At 65.2% G+C, this 16,445-nt stretch carries 15 protein-coding genes; 7 read left to right on the top strand and 8 right to left on the bottom strand.

What is annotated here, in order from left to right; genetic code table 11:
- The 7 genes from ACTHN9_RS23175 to iolB all read left to right on the top strand — a co-directional run.
- Window positions 1–929: sugar ABC transporter substrate-binding protein (locus ACTHN9_RS23175; protein WP_440539128.1), on the top strand; the 929-nt coding region annotated here is incomplete at its 5' end.
- Between the two features lie 128 nt (window positions 930–1,057).
- Entirely contained in the window at window positions 1,058–2,218 is a 1,161-nt protein-coding gene (locus ACTHN9_RS23170) for an ABC transporter permease (RefSeq protein WP_440539127.1), read from the top strand.
- A 15-nt stretch (window positions 2,219–2,233) separates the two neighbouring features.
- Entirely contained in the window at window positions 2,234–3,049 is an 816-nt protein-coding gene (locus ACTHN9_RS23165) for an ATP-binding cassette domain-containing protein (protein WP_440539126.1), read from the top strand.
- A 39-nt stretch (window positions 3,050–3,088) separates the two neighbouring features.
- Complete coding sequence (locus ACTHN9_RS23160; protein WP_440539125.1) at window positions 3,089–5,104, top strand: bifunctional 5-dehydro-2-deoxygluconokinase/5-dehydro-2-deoxyphosphogluconate aldolase; 2,016 nt, start codon at window positions 3,089–3,091, stop codon at window positions 5,102–5,104.
- A complete protein-coding gene (gene iolD / locus ACTHN9_RS23155) occupies window positions 5,104–7,107 on the top strand; it encodes a 3D-(3,5/4)-trihydroxycyclohexane-1,2-dione acylhydrolase (decyclizing) (protein ID WP_440539124.1) in 2,004 nt (667 codons plus the stop codon). The genes ACTHN9_RS23160 and iolD overlap by 1 nt, the downstream gene beginning before the upstream one ends.
- A gap of 119 nt (window positions 7,108–7,226) precedes the next feature.
- The gene (gene iolE / locus ACTHN9_RS23150; protein WP_440539123.1) at window positions 7,227–8,141 is read left to right on the top strand and encodes a myo-inosose-2 dehydratase; all 915 of its coding nucleotides are present in this window, start codon (window positions 7,227–7,229) and stop codon (window positions 8,139–8,141) included.
- Window positions 8,138–8,941 carry a 5-deoxy-glucuronate isomerase gene (gene iolB / locus ACTHN9_RS23145; RefSeq protein WP_440539122.1) on the top strand — a complete coding sequence of 268 codons (804 nt, stop codon included), beginning with the start codon at window positions 8,138–8,140 and terminating at the stop codon, window positions 8,939–8,941. The genes iolE and iolB overlap by 4 nt, the downstream gene beginning before the upstream one ends.
- Here iolB and ACTHN9_RS23140 read toward each other — a convergent pair.
- The 8 genes from ACTHN9_RS23140 to ACTHN9_RS23105 all read right to left on the bottom strand — a co-directional run bounded on the left by ACTHN9_RS23140 (window position 8,938) and on the right by ACTHN9_RS23105 (window position 16,388).
- Complete coding sequence (locus ACTHN9_RS23140) at window positions 8,938–9,690, bottom strand: ABC transporter ATP-binding protein (RefSeq protein ID WP_440539121.1); 753 nt, start codon at window positions 9,688–9,690, stop codon at window positions 8,938–8,940. The two genes, iolB and ACTHN9_RS23140, sit on opposite strands and share 4 nt — an antisense overlap.
- The gene (locus ACTHN9_RS23135; protein WP_440539119.1) at window positions 9,687–10,484 is read right to left on the bottom strand and encodes an ABC transporter ATP-binding protein; all 798 of its coding nucleotides are present in this window, start codon (window positions 10,482–10,484) and stop codon (window positions 9,687–9,689) included. The genes ACTHN9_RS23140 and ACTHN9_RS23135 overlap by 4 nt, the downstream gene beginning before the upstream one ends.
- Window positions 10,481–11,683: a branched-chain amino acid ABC transporter permease gene (locus ACTHN9_RS23130; RefSeq protein WP_440539118.1), complete on the bottom strand. Its 1,203-nt coding sequence runs from the start codon at window positions 11,681–11,683 to the stop codon at window positions 10,481–10,483. The genes ACTHN9_RS23135 and ACTHN9_RS23130 overlap by 4 nt, the downstream gene beginning before the upstream one ends.
- A 34-nt stretch (window positions 11,684–11,717) precedes the next feature.
- Window positions 11,718–12,656 carry a branched-chain amino acid ABC transporter permease gene (locus ACTHN9_RS23125; protein ID WP_440539117.1) on the bottom strand — a complete coding sequence of 313 codons (939 nt, stop codon included), beginning with the start codon at window positions 12,654–12,656 and terminating at the stop codon, window positions 11,718–11,720.
- A 144-nt stretch (window positions 12,657–12,800) separates the two neighbouring features.
- Window positions 12,801–14,159 (bottom strand): sensor histidine kinase, encoded by a 1,359-nt coding sequence (locus ACTHN9_RS23120; RefSeq protein WP_440539116.1) that lies wholly within the window; start codon window positions 14,157–14,159, stop codon window positions 12,801–12,803.
- A 55-nt stretch (window positions 14,160–14,214) separates the two neighbouring features.
- Window positions 14,215–14,895: a response regulator transcription factor gene (locus ACTHN9_RS23115; RefSeq protein ID WP_440539115.1), complete on the bottom strand. Its 681-nt coding sequence runs from the start codon at window positions 14,893–14,895 to the stop codon at window positions 14,215–14,217.
- A gap of 11 nt (window positions 14,896–14,906) precedes the next feature.
- A complete protein-coding gene (locus ACTHN9_RS23110) occupies window positions 14,907–15,725 on the bottom strand; it encodes a MipA/OmpV family protein (protein ID WP_440539114.1) in 819 nt (272 codons plus the stop codon).
- Between the two features lie 132 nt (window positions 15,726–15,857).
- Entirely contained in the window at window positions 15,858–16,388 is a 531-nt protein-coding gene (locus tag ACTHN9_RS23105; RefSeq protein ID WP_440539113.1) for an NUDIX domain-containing protein, read from the bottom strand.
- Between the last annotated feature and the right edge of the window lie 57 nt (window positions 16,389–16,445).

Below are 16,445 nucleotides of genomic sequence, written 5' to 3'. Positions count from 1 at the left end.
GCCACGCGCCCGATTCCGATTCCTGGTGGAACACGATCAAGAACGCGATCAAGCAGGCGGACGAGGATTTCAACGTCGAGACGGACTACCGCAACCCGCCGAACGGCGATTTGTCGGACATGGCGCGGCTCATCGAGCAGGCGGCGGCGCACAACTATGACGGCGTCGCCACAACGGTCGCCGATTTCGACGTACTGAAGAGTTCGATCAAGAAAATCACGGACAAGAAGATCCCGCTCGTGACGATCAATTCCGGCACGCTCGAACAAAGCAAGCAGCTCGGCGCGATCATGCACATCGGCCAGCCCGAATATGTCGCGGGCCACGCAGCCGGCGAAAAAGCGAAGGCGGCCGGCATCAAGTCATTCTTGTGCGTGAATCACTATGCGACGAATCCGGCGTCGTTCGAACGTTGCCGCGGCTTCGCCGAAGCGCTGGGCGTCGATTTCAAATCCTCGACGCTCGATGCCGGCCAGGATCCGAACGGCGTGAAGTCGAAGGTTCAAGCCTATTTGCGCAATCATCCGAACACGGGCGCCGTGCTCGCACTCGGGCCGCTGTCGGCCGATCCGACCATTCGCGCGCTGAAAGACATGGGCCTCGCGGGCAAGATGTGGTTCGCCACGTTCGACTTCGACAACGACATCGCCGCGGCAATCAAGGACGGCACGATCCAATTCGCGATCGATCAGCAGCCCTATCTGCAAGGCTATTTGGCCGTCGCCGTGCTCGCGATCGTGAAGCACGATCACACAACGGATCCCCTGAAGATCGAAAAGGCGCTGCAAGCCAATCCGAAATTCCAGCAGCGTCTGCAAACGTACGGGCTCCAACCCGTCTATCAGCCCGACACGATCCTGTCCGGTCCGGGCTTCATTACCAAGGCCAACGTCGACAAAGTCGTGAAATACGCGGGGCAGTACCGCTGATGCTCGCGAGCACCTCGCGCGCTTAGCACGCAGCGGCCTTTGCAATCCAGCCATTTTGCCTGACAGCGCGGTTCGAGCCGGCCTTTCCCGATAGACCGTTCGAACCGCGCGACCGAAGGAGAGTTTCGATGGGCGTCGCCGATCACTTCCACGCCAATTTGCGCAAACACGAGCAGCCCAATCAGCCCGGGGCAGGCGCCTCGCTCGATGAGCGCGTGCGCCGCGAATCGCGGTTCAAGCATTTCCTTTCTCGCCCCGAGTTCGCCTCGCTCGCGGGCACCGTCATGGTGTTCCTCGTCTTCGCGATCGGCGCCGGCCACTCCGGCATGTTCAATCTCGACGGCATCATGAACTGGTCGCAAGTCGCGGCCTACCTGGGCCTCATTTCCATCGGCGCCTGTCTGCTCATGATCGCCGGGGAGTTCGATCTGTCGATCGGTTCGATGATCGGCTTCGCGGGCATGATGGTTGCGCTGCCGACGATGTATTTTCACTGGCCCATCGAACTTTCGATCGTCTTCGCGTTCGTCGGCTCGATGCTGCTCGGTGCGCTCAACGGCTACCTCGTCATGCGCACGAAGCTGCCCTCTTTCATCGTCACGCTTGCCTTCATGTTTATCCTGCGCGGCTTGACGCTGGCCCTCTCGGTCATGTTCGCCGATCGCACGATCATCTCGGGCGTGGGCGACGTCGCCGCCCAAAGCGCGCTCGCCCATGCCTTGTTCCAAGGCGTGGCGTTCCATGGCCTGTTCCGCTGGCTCGGCCACATCGGCCTCGTGAAGCTGCTCGATTCGGGCGAACCGCTCGTACCGGGCGTGCCGAAAGTCGTCGTCTGGTGGATCGCGCTGGCCGTCGTCTGTGCGTTCACTCTCGCCAAGACGCGCTTCGGCAATTGGATCTTCGCCGTGGGCGGCGACGCCAACGCAGCCAAGAATGTCGGCGTGCCGGTGCGGCGCGTGAAGATCCGCCTGTTCGTGCTCACCGCGTTCTGCGCTTGCCTGTTTGCCGTGCTGCAAGTGTGCGACATCGGCTCGGCCGCCGCCGACCGCGGGCTGCAAAAGGAATTCGAAGCGATCATCGCGGCCGTCATCGGCGGCACGCTGCTCACGGGCGGTTATGGCTCGGTGGTCGGCGCCTGCTTCGGTTCGCTCATCTTCGGCGTCGTGCAGATCGGCATTACCTACACGAGTATCGATTCCGACTGGTTCCGCGTCTTCCTCGGCCTCATGCTGCTGTTCGCGGTGCTCTTCAACCACTACGTGCGCAGCCGTGTCGCGCAATCGCGTTGAGCGACGGAGGAAACGATGACGACCATCACCCCCACCCAAGATCAGGGCGCCGACTACATCCTCGCGCTGGAAAACGTCAGCCGCTACTTCGGTACCGTGATCGCCCTCAAAGACGTCACGCTGCGGCTGCGGCGCGGCGAGGTGCATTGCCTGCTCGGCGATAACGGTGCCGGCAAATCGACGCTGATCAAAACGCTCGCCGGTGTGCATCAGCCGAGCGAAGGCCAGTACCTCGTCGACGGCCAACCGGTACTTTTCAATTCGCCGAAGGACGCGCTCGATCTCGGCATCGCCACCGTCTATCAGGATCTGGCGCTCGTGCCGCTGCTGTCGGTCGCGCGCAACTTCTTCATGGGACGCGAGCCGAGCAAAAAGCTGTTCGGTCTGATCGACGTCCTCGACGTCGAGACGGCGGCCACGACGGCCCGCGAAAAGCTCGCGGAAATGGGCATTCAAGTGCGCGATCCGCATCAGCCGATCGGCACCATGTCGGGCGGCGAGCGCCAGTGCCTGGCGATCGCCCGCGCGATTCATTTCGGCGCGCGCGTGCTGATCCTCGACGAGCCGACGGCCGCGCTCGGCGTCAAGCAAAGCTTCAACGTGCTCAAGCTCATTCACAAGGCTCGCGAACGCGGCATCTCCGTCATCTTCATTACGCACAACGTGCACCACGCCTACCCGATCGGCGATTCGTTCACGCTCCTCAATCGCGGCCGCTCGATGGGGACGTTCACGAAGGACACGATCAGTAAGGAAGCCGTACTCGACATGATGGCCGGCGGCGCGGAAATGCAAAAGATGATCGCCGAACTCGACGGCGCCACGATCTAACGCGCTTCACGACGCCCACCCAGGACTAGGATTTCTTTCATGGCTGCCTCTCCTACCTCGACCCCGACCGCCGGCCGCTTCGCGCCTGGCCGCACGCGCGACATCATTTGCCTCGGCCGCCTCGCCGTCGATCTTTACGCCCAGCAGATCGGCGCCCGCTTGGAAGACGTGTCGAGCTTCGCCAAGTATCTCGGCGGCTCGTCGGCCAACATCGCGTTCGGATGCGCGCGTCTCGGCCTGGCTTCGGCCATGCTCTCGCGCGTCGGCAACGATCACATGGGCCGCTTTCTCACCGAGACGCTCGAGCGCGAAGGCTGCGACACGAGCCACGCGCGCATCGACGCGGATCGGCTCACCGCGCTCGTGCTGCTCGGCATCAAGGATCGCGATACGTTCCCGCTCATTTTCCATCGCGAGAACTGCGCCGACATGGCGATCGACGAAAACGACTTCGACGAAAGCTTCATCGCATCGAGCAAGGCCCTGCTCATCACCGGGACGCATTTTTCGACGGAACGCGTGAACCGTGCCAGCCGGCGCGCCCTCGAATACGCGCGCCGCAATCAAGTCCGCACCGTGCTCGACATCGACTATCGGCCGGTACTGTGGGGCCTGACGGGCAAGGCCGATGGCGAAACGCGGTTCATCGCCGACGAAAGCGTCACCGCGCATCTGCAGCGCATCTTGCCGCTGTTCGATCTCGTCATCGGCACCGAGGAGGAGTTTCGTATTGCCGGCGGCAAGCATGAACTGATCGACGCGCTCGCCATGGTGCGCGCCGTCACGCCGGCCACGCTCGTCGTCAAGCGCGGCCCGCTCGGCTGCACGATCATCGAAGGGAAGGTGCCGGCCTCGATCGACGATGCGCCCACCGAACACGGCATGGAAGTCGACGTGCTGAACGTGCTCGGCGCCGGCGATGCGTTCGCCTCCGGTTTCCTTTCCGAATGGCTGCGCGATGCGCCGCTTGCGCGCTGCGCTCAAACGGCGAACCTATGCGGCGCGCTCGTGGTCTCGCGCCACGGCTGTGCCCCCGCCATGCCGACGCCGGCCGAACTCGACTATCTGCGCGACGCGCTCGCGCGCGATCCCGTCAAAATGCGGCGGCCCGATCTCGACACCCAGCTTGCGCGGCTGCATCGCGTGAGCGTCAAACGGCCCGTGCACGACGAAGTGCTCGGCTTCGCGTTCGATCACCGCAATCAATTCTTCGAACTCGTGCAGCAAACGGGTGCAAGCGAGACGCGGATTCCAGCGCTCAAGCAGTTGTTCGTCGAGGCGGTTGCGCAGACCGAGCAGGCGCTTTCGCTGCAGGGGCGCATCGGCGTGCTCATCGACGATCGCTACGGCCAAGACGCCCTGAATGCGGCGACGGGACGCGGCTGGTGGGTCGGCCGGCCAGTCGAACTGCCGGGCTCGCTGCCGCTCGTGTTTCAGCACGGCCGCTCGGTCGGCACCGCGCTCGTCGCGTGGCCGCAGGAGCATGTCGTCAAATGTCTCGTGCAATATCACCCGGACGCACCGATCGAAGAACGCGTGGAACAGGAAGCGCAGTTACGTGCGCTCTACGACGCCGTGCAGGCGAGCGGGCACGCGTTGCTGCTCGAAGTGATCCCGCCTAAGCGCGATACCCTGCCCTCGGCGCCCGATACCGTGTTTCGCGCGCTCAAGCGGCTCTATAACCTCGGCATCCAGCCCGAGTGGTGGAAGCTCGCGCCGCTTGCCGCCGAGCAATGGGCCGCGGTCGATGCGCTCATCGCCGAGCGCGATCCGTATTGTCGGGGCGTCGTGTTGCTCGGCTTATCGGCCGGCGTCGATGTGCTCAGCGAGGGCTTTCGCGCGGCGGCCGTCTCTCGCACGTGCAAAGGCTTCACCGTCGGCCGGACCATCTTTCATGAGCCGAGCCGCGCTTGGCTGGCCGGCGAAATCGACGATGCGACGCTCGTCGCACGGGTGCGTGCGACGTTCGAGACGTTGATCCGCGCCTGGCGCGAAGCGCGCGCCGAAACCGGCACCGTCGCGCCGCAAACGGCCACGCGGCAGGAGGCAGCGTGATGAACGCGAGACACGCGGAAACGACGGCCAACGAAGCAGCCCATGATGCAGGCCGCAAGTCGGCATCGGCATCGGCATCGGCATCGGCATCGGCATCGGGATCGACATCGACAATCCGGCTGACCGCTGCGCAAGCGCTCGTGCGCTATTTGGCCGCGCAGCGGGTCGTGGCTGAAGACGGCGTATCCACCGTGCCCCTGTTCGGTGGGGTATTCGCCATCTTCGGCCACGGCAATGTCGCGGGCCTGGGCGAAGCGCTCTATCGGCATCGCGACGAGTTGCCCACCTACCGGGCCCATAACGAGCAGGCGATGGCGCACAGCGCGATCGCTTATGCGAAGGCCCACTTCCGGCGCCGCATGATGGCGGTGACGACGTCGATCGGCCCCGGTGCGACTAACCTCGTGACCGCCGCGGCGCTCGCGCACGTCAATCGATTGCCGGTCCTGCTGTTGCCTGGGGACATCTTCGTCTCGCGCGCCCCCGATCCGGTTCTCCAGCAAGTCGAAGACTTCCAGGACGGCGGCGTGTCCGCCAACGATACGCTCAAACCGGTATCGCGCTACTTCGATCGCATCGTCCACCCCGCGCAGTTGCTGAGCGCGTTGCCGCGCGCGATCCGTGTGCTGACCGACGCGGCGCAGGCCGGCCCGGTTACGCTTGCGCTGCCGCAGGACGTGCAAGCGATGGCTTACGATTATCCGTGCGCGTTTTTCGCGCCGCGCGTGATCCGCTTTCATGCGCCGACGCCCAGCGAAGACGAACTCGAAGCCGCGCTCGACGCGCTACGCCAAGCGTCGCGGCCGATGATCGTCGCGGGCGGCGGTGTCCTGTACAGCCGTGGCGGCACCGACGCACTGCGCGCGTTCGCGCAACGGCACGGCGTCCCCGTCGGCGAAACGCAAGCCGGCAAGGGTGCGCTCGCCTGGGACGACCCGCTCAACGCGGGCGCGATCGGCGTCACGGGCTCGAGCGCAGCGAACGCGCTTGCGCACGAGGCCGACTGTGTCATCGCGGTCGGCACACGCCTGCAAGACTTCACGACCGGCTCGAACACCTTGTTCGCGGGCGCGCATGTCGTCGGCATCAACGCCAATGCGCTCGACGCCCTCAAGCACGGCGCGATCACCGTTCTCGCCGATGCCGGTGCGGCCCTCGGCGCGCTCGGCGAACGTCTCGGCGAGTGGCGGGCGAACGCTGGCTGGAGCGAACGCGCCCGCACGCTATGCACCGCTTGGCGCGACACGGTCGCGGCACGCACGAATGCGACGCCGCAACCGGGCACCCTGCCGTATGACGCCGACGTCATCGGCGCCGTGCAGCGTTCGAGCGCACATTCGACGCAAGACGACATCGCCGTCTGCGCGGCAGGCACGCTGCCGGCCGAGCTGCACAAGCTCTGGCGCGCGGGGCGGCCCGGCGGCTATCACGTCGAGTATGGCTATTCGTGCATGGGATACGAGATCGCGGGCGGCCTCGGCGCCAAACTCGCACGGCCGGAACGCGAAGTCATCGTGTTCGTCGGCGACGGCAGCTACTTGATGATGAACAGCGAGATCGCGACTTCCGTCATGCTCGGTGCCAAGCTCATCGTCGTCGTGCTCGACAACCGCGGTTACGGCTGCATCAATCGTCTTCAGCAAGCCTGCGGCGGTGCTCCGTTCAACAACCTGCTGGACGACTGCCTGCAAGGGCCGCTCGGCGCGCCGCGCATCGATTTCGCCGCGCACGCCCGCTCGCTCGGGGCACTGGCCGAACACGCAGCCGATATCGGCGAATTCGAAACAGCGCTCGTTCGTGCGCGCGCGGCCGATCGCACCTCCGTCATCGTCATCGATACGGACCCGGCCCGCACCACGGACGATGGCGGCTGGTGGTGGGAAGTGGCCGTGCCCGAAGTGTCCACACGCGAGGCGGTGCGCCATGCGCGGGCCGTTTATGAGGCGCGGCTCGCCGAGCGCGACGGCCAAACGGTGGACAAGCAGGGGCAAGCCGACCGATAGGAATTGAACGTCGACATCGACATCGACATCGACATCGACATCGACATCGACATCGACATCGACATCGACATCGACATCGACATCGACATCGCTTTCATCATGCGAACAAAGGAACCAGCATGACCGATTTTCAAGTGCGTATCGGCGTCAATCCGCTCTCGTGGATGAACGACGACCTCCCCTCCCTCGGCGGGGAAACGCCGCTGTCCGTCGCGCTGACCGAAGGCCGCGCGATCGGCTACGAAGGATTCGAACTCGGCAACAAATTCCCGCGCGAGCCCGCCGCGCTGAAGGCGCTGCTCGCACCATACGATCTGGCACTCGTCTCCGGCTGGTATTCGGGACGGCTGGCCGAGCGCAGCGCGGAAGAGGAAATCGAAGCCGTCGGCCCCCACCTCGAGCTGCTCGCCAAAAACGGGGCGAACGTCATGGTCTACGGCGAAGTCGCGGATACGATCCAAGGCTCGCCGGTACCGCTTTATCAGCGTCCCCGCTTCTTCACCGAGGCCCAATGGGATGCGTACGCGCAGCGCCTCGATCGCTTCGCCCAATACACGCGCTCGCACGGCGTGCGCGTGGCCTACCACCACCATATGGGCGCGTACGTCGAGACGCCGGCCGACGTCGAGAACCTGATGAAACGCACGAGCGATGCCGTGGGCCTGCTGCTCGACACGGGCCATATCACGTTCGCCGGCGGCGATCCGCTCGCGATGCTCGACGCTTACGCATCGCGCATCTGCCACGTGCATTGCAAGGACGTGCGGCCGGAAGTCATCAAACTCGCACGCAATCGCGATTGGAGCTTTCTCGAGTCCGTTATCAACGGGGCATTCACGGTGCCCGGCGACGGCGCCGTCGATTTCGCCGCCGTCATCGCGGGCCTGAAACGGCACGGTTATCGCGGCTGGCTCGTCGTCGAAGCCGAACAAGATCCGGCCGTTGCACCGAGCTTCGAATATGCGCAGCTCGGCTATCGGACGTTGCGTTCGCTCGTGGATGCCGCGATCGCCCCCGCCAAGGAGCCCGCATGAGCCTGCTCGTCAAAGCCCAGCGCGAGGGCATGACCATCGCGCGCGTGACGCCGGAGACGGCCGCATGGCGCTATGTCGGCTTCGCCGCCTATCGCCTCGCGCGAGAGGAGGTGCTGTATGTCCATGAAGACGCGCGCGAGTCTTGTATCGTCGTGCTGTCGGGTGCGGTCACGATCGAGGTGGACGGAACGCGCTACACGAGCCTCGGCGCACGCGACAGCGTCTTCGAAGACGCCGCCCCGTATGCCCTCTACCTACCGCCGAAGGTGCAAGCCACCGTGCGGGCGGAGCGCGATGCCGAACTCGGCGTGGCCAGCGCGCCGGCGCAAGGCCGCTATCCGACTCGCCTCATCGAACCGTCGCAGATGAAGCGCTCGGTGCGCGGCAAGGGCCACAATACGCGGTACGTCTGCGATATTCTCCCGCAGACCGAACCGGCCGAATCGCTGCTCGTCGTCGAGGTACGTACGCCGAGCGGCCATTCGTCGAGCTATCCGCCGCACAAGCACGACGCCGATAACATTCCGCTCGAAAGCGCACTCGAAGAGACGTATTACCATCGGCTCGATCCGCCGCAAGGCTTCGCGTTCCAACGCGTGTACACCGATTCGCGCGACATCGACGAATCGCTGGCGGTCGAGGACCACGACGTCGTCATGGTGCCGCGCGGCTATCACCCGGTGGTCGTCCCTTACGGCTACGAGTCGTATTACTTGAACGTGATGGCGGGCCCGCAGCGAGTGTGGCATTTCAAGAACGATCCGGCGCACGATTGGATCGCGAAGCGCGACGCCGGTTAAACACCTGACGGGCGGCCGGGCTCGCCGGCGCTTCGGCCGTCGCCACCGCCCAGTGCGATCCATTCGTCGACGGTCGCGGCATCGAGCGCATCGGCCGCACCGTCGTAGACGATCCGCCCATGTCCCATCACCGCCACGCGGTCGGCCACCGCATGCGCGAGCGTCAAGCGTTGTTCGATCAGCAAGACGGCTCCGCCCTGCGCCCGCAAGCCCACCAAACATTGACGAACCGCGTCGACGGCCGCGGGCGCCAGCCCCTCGGTCGGTTCGTCGACGATGAGCAAGCTCGGCTCGCCAATCAATGCGCGCGCCAACACGAGCATCTGCTGCTCGCCGCCCGACAGTGCCCCTGCACGGGTCGCGCGGCGCTCGGCAAGCATGGGGAACCGGGCAAAGGTATCCGCAAGCCTCGCGCTCGCCGGGCCAGCCGCCCCCGGTTTGATGCCGAGCCGCAAGTTGTCCTCGACCGAAAGCGTCGGAAACACCTCGCGCTGCTCGGCGACATAGCCGATACCCAGCCGCGCGATTTCGAAGGGGGGCCGCGCACTCAGATCCTGGCCCGCGAACCGGATCGAACCGGTCCGGCGCACCAATCCGACGAGCGCCTTCGCGAGCGTCGAGCGCCCCGATCCGTTGCGCCCGCACAGCAACACGATCTCGCCGGCATCGACACGCAAATCCACGCCGTGCAGCACCTGCGCGTCGCCGTACCATGCGCACAGCGAGCGGACATCGAGCAGTGCCGTCATGGTTGCTCCTCGGCGGGCGGTAGGCCGAGGTAGGCCTCGCGAACGCGCGCGTCGGCACGGATGTCGGCCGGCCTTCCCGTTGCAACGATACGGCCTTGCACCAGCACCGAAACGCGATCGGCGAGGGCTTGCACGGCATCCATGTCGTGCTCGATGACGAGCACCGTCTTGCCCACGCTCGCGCGTTGCAGCCAAGCGATCACGCGCGCCGCTTCGTCTCGGTTCATGCCGGCCGTGGGCTCGTCGAGCAACAACGTGCGTGCGCCGCTGGCCCAGGCGATGCCGAGATCGAGCCTGCGTTGCGCGCCGTATTCGAGTGCGCCCGCCGGCGTATCCGCTACCCGCTCGAGATCCAAATCGACGAGCACTTCCCAGGCACGCGCATCGATCTCGCCCGAGCGGCGCAACCAGCGCGTCCCTATGGCAAGCCGCGAGATGGCGCCCGGTCGCGCTCGTCTCGCCATTTCGCCGCACCAGAGCGCGCAGCGCACGTTCTCCCATACCGTCTGGCGAGCGAACAGCCGGGTCGTTTGAAAGCTTCGGCCGAGCCCCGCGCGTGCAAGCAGGTCGGGACGATGCCCGGTCACGTCGGCACCGTCGAGCCATACCCGCCCCGCATCGGGTCTAAGCGTTCCGCCAATGACGTTGAACAGCGTCGACTTACCGGCGCCGTTAGGCCCGATCAGCGCATGCCGCTCGCCGGCCGTGACGGAGAGTGCGACGCCGTTCAGGACGTGCGTGGCACCAAAGCGCCGCGCGATACCGTCGAGCCGCACTGCGATCGGTGCCGTCATCGTTGCCTCTTCTTGGCCGAGCAGCGCAAGCAGGCGCGCATGGCGGCGTAAGCCGCTGCACCGATTGCAGCGAGGCCGACAAGCATCGACCATGTCGCGCCTGCGCCGAGGTCGAATGTCAGCGACCCGATCCGCCAAACACCGCCCGCATCGGCCGCAAAGCGGCGCGCATAAAGCGATTCGACGGCGATGACGAGCGCGCCGATCCACGCCGCTACCGCGAGCGTGCCGAGCGCATAGGCGAATGCCAGCGCGCCCCCGCCGTATCGCCGCGTGCGCTGCGCATGCCGAGCCCACCAGCCGCCGATGCCCTCGGGTAAGCACAAGACGGTGCCGACGAAACACAGGCCCAAATACACGGGCCAAGCGCGCGTGACGCTCGCCAACGCGACGCTGAGCACCGTCAATACGAGCGCCCCGACCACCGGCCCGAAGAACGTCGACGATCCGCCGATGACCGTCGCGATCAACACCGCGCCCGAGCGTGTCATCGCCACGCTTTCCGACGACGCCAATTCGACGTCGATGAGCGTGAGCGTGCCCGCGATACCGGCAAAGAACGCCGCCAGCACGAACATCGCGAGACGAATCCGTCGCGGATCGATGCCGAGCGCTGCAACGCGCAGCGCATTGTCGCGCACGGCATTGGCCATCCGCGCGAGCGGCGTACGCGTCAACGCGAACATGGCGAGAACCGACAGCACCGCCCAACTTGCGATCAGTGCATAGGCCCCGCGCTCGGGGCCGAACGCCATGCCGCCCCACGTCGGGGCGCTGCCTCGATCGATCGCGACACCGGCCGCCCCGCCGAATCCTTCGGGTAACGTCCACGCGGCGGCGGCCACCAACTCGCCGATACCGAGCGTAATCATGGCGAAGGCCGTACCTGAGCGCCGCGTCGCAATCGATCCGAAGAGCAAGCCGAATCCGGCGCCGGCCGCGCCGCCCACGAGCGGCAACCAAGGCAACGCGATGCCCCCGCGGTTGACGAGATGCGCTGCGACGAATGCGCCGAGACCGGCGAAGGCGGCATGCCCGAACGAAAGCAGCCCGGTTTCGCCGAGCAGCAAGTTGTACGAGAGCGCGAACACCATCATCGCGGCCGCCTGCGCGAAGTAGGCAAGAAGCCAACTCTCGCGCACGACGACGAGCGGCAGCGCGAGCAACGCGGCCAAGGCCACCCACGGTGCGGCTCGCATCGTCGATCGATGGCGTGAGGGTATCGGCACTGGCTCAGACATCGTCTTCGCGCTTTCCGAACAGCCCGCGCGGACGGCAGGCCAACATCACGACGAGCAGCATATAGGGCAATAACGGCGCGACTTGTGCAATCGAGAGCGCGGCCCATACGGGCGGCAATCCGATCCCGGTGGCTTGCGCGAGCGTCCCGAGCGATGCCGAGCTGCCGACCGCCCAGGTCTGCACGCACCCGATCAGCAGCGAGGCGGCAAATGCCCCGCCGAGCGAGCCTAGGCCGCCCACGATGACGACGACGAAGACAATGGAGCCGACCGCCTCGGCCATGCCGGGCTCCACGACGGCGAGCGGTGCGCCGATCACGCCAGCCAACGCCGCGAGCCCCGTGCCCACGGCGAACACCAGCGTGCCGATGCGTGCGACATCGTGCCCGAGCGCTTGCGTGGCGCTCGGGTGCGTCAGCGCCGCGCGCAACACGAGACCCGTACGGGAGCTGCGCAAGAGCACGTACAAGCCGGCCAGCGTCGCGACGGAAACCGCCATCATGAACGCGCGATAACGCGAAAACGTGGCGTCGCCGAGCGCGAGCAGCGGGCCGTCGAGCACAGCGGGCAACGCGATCGACACACTGCCGAGGCCCCACACGAGCTTCACGAGTTCGGCAAGCAAATAGGCGAGACCGAACGTCAGTAGTAGTTCGTGCAACGGCCCATTAGCACGCGCCCGGCGTAGCAGCACACGTTCGATCGCGGCCCCCGCCAGGCCGACCGCGATCGGCGCGAAAACCAGCGCAAAGCCGAACCCGAGGTGAGCCGCAACGGTGTATCCGAGGTAAGCGCCGAGCATGTAAAAGCTCGCATGCGCGAAGTTCAGCACACCGAGCATGCTGAAGATGAGCGTCAGCCCAGCCGAGAGCATGAACAGCAGCAGCCCGTAGCTGAGGCCGCTAAGCGTGGCGACGGCGAAGGCCAGCACCTTAGGTGCGCTCCTTCATCGTAAGCGTAGCGATCGGCAGGGGTTGGCCAAGCGCCTGCCTGTTCGGTGGGCACGCAGCATGCCCTGCAACGCAACGCGCGCTGTTCTTCATGGATCCCTCTTTGCGGTCGATCGAGAACGCGATCATACCCAGACAGTGAACCGAGTTCCAACCGGACGGGCGCTCACAGTCAGCCGCCAATCGTGCGCCAGTGCGATTTCGCTGCATATGGCCAGCCCGAGCCCGGCACCGTCGTGCTCCGCGTCGGGCGCCCGCCAGAATCGAGTAAATAGGAACGGCAGATGCGCCTCGGGTATGCCCGGCCCTTCGTCGCACACCGCAATCGCCCCATCGTCCAAGGTCACTAGCACGATGCCGTCGGCCGGCGACACGTTGATCGCGTTTTCGACGATGTTCTTCAGGAGGATGAACAGCGCCCCTTTATCCGCCCGAATCCGGGCCATCGCGCCGCTGTCCTCGATCGACAACCGAACTTGCATCGCATCGGCCTTGCGCGTCAGGTACGCGACGACGTCGTGCGCGAGCTCGGCGGCATTCACCTCGACAAAATCGAAATTCTGTACCTCGCTGACTTCGGCAAGGTGCAGTAGCTGCCGGACCTGTCGCGACATCAAGTCGATTTCGCGGAACAACCTGTCCTTACCCTCGATGTCGGGTTCCAGCTCGATTTGTCCGCGGATCAGCGTGAGCGGCGTTTGCAGTTCGTGCGCGGCCGCCGCAAGAAAGTGCTGCTGAACGGCGAAGCCCTTCTCCAAGCGCGCGAGCGCCTCGTTGAACGCGTCGATCAACGGCTTGATTTCGCTCGGCACACCGCGAGTCGACAGGCGTGTCTTCAGGTTGCGCGGCGTAATGCGGGCAGCCTCGCGCGACACCGCTCGCAACGGCCGGAGCACATGGTAGAGGGTCAGCGGGAGCACCAAGCCGAACAAGACGATCGCAACCAGAAGGACCGTTTTGACCATAGCGGGAATCGGCTCGACCTTCAATTCGATTTGCGTTTGGACCAGGCGCGCACTGGTGGCCGTCTGAACATAGAACGAGGATCGGCCGCGCGGCACACGCTGCGTCGCAATGAAAAACGGCCGTCCATCGATAGCCCGGCGAACGATCTTGCCGGCCGCTTCCGAGAGGCCGACGTTCGTCAGCCACGGCCCGTCTCTTTGTGCGCCCGACGACGCCAGAACGATGCGCCCGCGACTATCGAGTACGCGATATTGGAGTTCGTTGGGCACGACCTCAAACAGCCACGCTCGCCGCGTGGGCAACTGAACCGAAACCGGTTCGTCGGCCTCGTTGAAACGAATCCCTTCCACGATGTCCCGCACGCTCTCGAACTGCTCGTGCTGGCCAAGCGTCTGCTCGGGGTAGCGATCGAACGCGTACACGAGCACCCCGGCAAGCGCGATGAGACTGGCGGCGAGCGCGACCACGGTGGTCACCCATAGCCGCGCCGACAAGCTTCTAATCGAGTGATCGAACATTAGGCCCTCGCGTGCGCGCGAATCGGGTGCCCCGCCGCTCGGGATTTCGCCCGCATCACGCTGAAGCCTCCTCGAGGGCAAAACCCACGCCGCGCACATTGGCCACGCGCACCCGCGTATCGAGCACCGCGAGCTTCTTTCGCAAACGATGGACGGTGACTTCCAGCGCATTGGGCGTGACGGCTTCGCTCAGACCCCATGCGGCATGCTCGAGCGCGCCATGGCGGACCACCTTTCCCGCCGCCCGGACAAGGCAAAGCATGATCTGCAATTCGGCAGGGGCCAGCACGACCGACAAAGTCCCGCAGCGCATCTCCCGGTGCTTGGGATCGACGATCACATCGGCGAACGACTCCACGAGCGCAGCCAGCGCCGCCGGGCGCCGCATCAGCGTCCGCACCCGAGCCACCAGTTCGCTCATCGCAAACGGTTTGGTGACGTAATCGTCCGCACCGCTTTCCAGGCCGTCCACGCGATCGTGCAACGCATCGCGAGCCGTCAGCATCAAACACGGCGCCGTTCGCCCGGCCGCACGCAGCGCCCGCAGAAAAGCCAGACCGTCGCCATCGGGCAGCCCGCGATCGACGATCAACACGGCGTAATAGGCGCGGCGCAAGCCATAATCCGCTTCCGAAATGCTCCGAAACAGGTCGGATTCGATGCCCACCGCGGCGAGCGCTCGAGCCACCATATCGGCCAGACGCGCATGATCTTCGACGATTGCAACTCGCGACATAAGGGCGATGGTCACTTGAACCGATAGAGGTACCCGACCTTCACTTCGGGAATGAACCGCTTACCGACGAGCGGACTGTCCGCGATACCGCCGCCGAGGTGCGACACGCCGACGTCGAGAATCAGGCTTTGCCGGGGAGCCAGCGAGTAATCCACACTCGCGCCCACGGACGCGTTCCAGGTCGCTTTTCCTGCATACGCCGGCCGGCCCGCTCGCGCTTGCGAAGGTAGCACGCCGTAATAATAATCGACGTACTTGGCGCTCAGCCAATCGAGGCCCGCGTGCGGACTGAGCGAAACCTTTCCGAAATCGAACGATTTGCGCCAATCCAAATTGGCCCGCGTTCCCTTGTTTCCACCGACGAGGTAGTCGGCGGAAAGCGTGCCGAACGCGCTGCGCCAATCCAACGCGGGACCGTACCAAAATACGTTGCCGTTCCGGTCTTGCATGCCGTTCAAGATCGGAGCGTCGGATGGCTTATAGCCATCGCCAAATGAAAACTTGCCGCGCAGCGCAAGACTCACGCCGTAAGCGTTGCCGACCTTGACGTCGATCGTCGTGCCGAACACGTGCACCCATTTATCGTCGAACAAGACGAGCGGAAGCGGCGCCACCTTCGCGCCGTCTCCCTTATAGGGAGACTGGGCGACGCCGACGCCCGCCCCGAGTCCCCAGCGAGTCACGTTCGTGGCATGGCTCAAGACGGTGAAGCCCGGCGTGGAGGCATCGGGCTCGCCGGCGTCCCCTTCCGCCCGCGCCATCCCGGTACAGAGCGCGAACAAGGCCACCGGCACGAGCAAGCGGCGCACAGGCAAGGCAAATTCTTTCAATTTTTCTTCCCGAAGGTCGTTGGACACGGGCGACTGTATTGCGGCCCGACTTACCCGGTACTTACCGGCCCAACGACCTGCGAGAAGCTTGTGCAAGACAATGCGATGTCCCGGGATGACATCGCGCCCCTGTCACTGCCCTGCTTTTTCGACGAACTCGAACGGCAAGCCTTTTCGGCGCATCCAATCGCCTAGCGCTTGTCCGGTGCCCGAGCGCCACGGCCGCAGCTTCGCGGGCTCGACCAGGCGATATTCGAGCAACTCGGGCGAGAGTTCGACGCTGCCTTCGGCCAACACGTGATACGCGATGATGAGTTCGTTCTTGCGGATAAATTCGTACACGCCGACAAGCTCGGTCTCCCGCACCTGCAACGACGTTTCCTCGAGCACCTCGCGGGCGATCCCTGCCTCGGGCGTCTCGCCGTTTTCCAGAAAACCCGTGATCAAGGCGAATACGCCTTCGGCCCACGCGGCGTTGCGCGCAAGCAAGATCTTGCCTTCGTACTCGACAATGGCGGCAACGACGGGCACCGGATTGTTCCAATGCACATAGCCGCATGCGTCGTCGGGGCACGCGCGACGCAGACGGCCGCCGTCCCCCTCGGTGTCGCGCCGCTCGACGAGGGCGCTCGCGCAATGCGGGCAGAATCGATAGTCGCTCATAGAGATGGAAGAGGCCGCGGCAATTGGGAACGCGCATTCTAGCGGCTTTGACCCGTT

It is taken from the genome of Trinickia sp. (assembly GCF_051953405.1).
Lineage (GTDB): Bacteria > Pseudomonadota > Gammaproteobacteria > Burkholderiales > Burkholderiaceae > Trinickia.
Note: the sequence above shows the minus strand (reverse complement) of the source record. Positions and strands in the feature narration are given on the sequence as shown.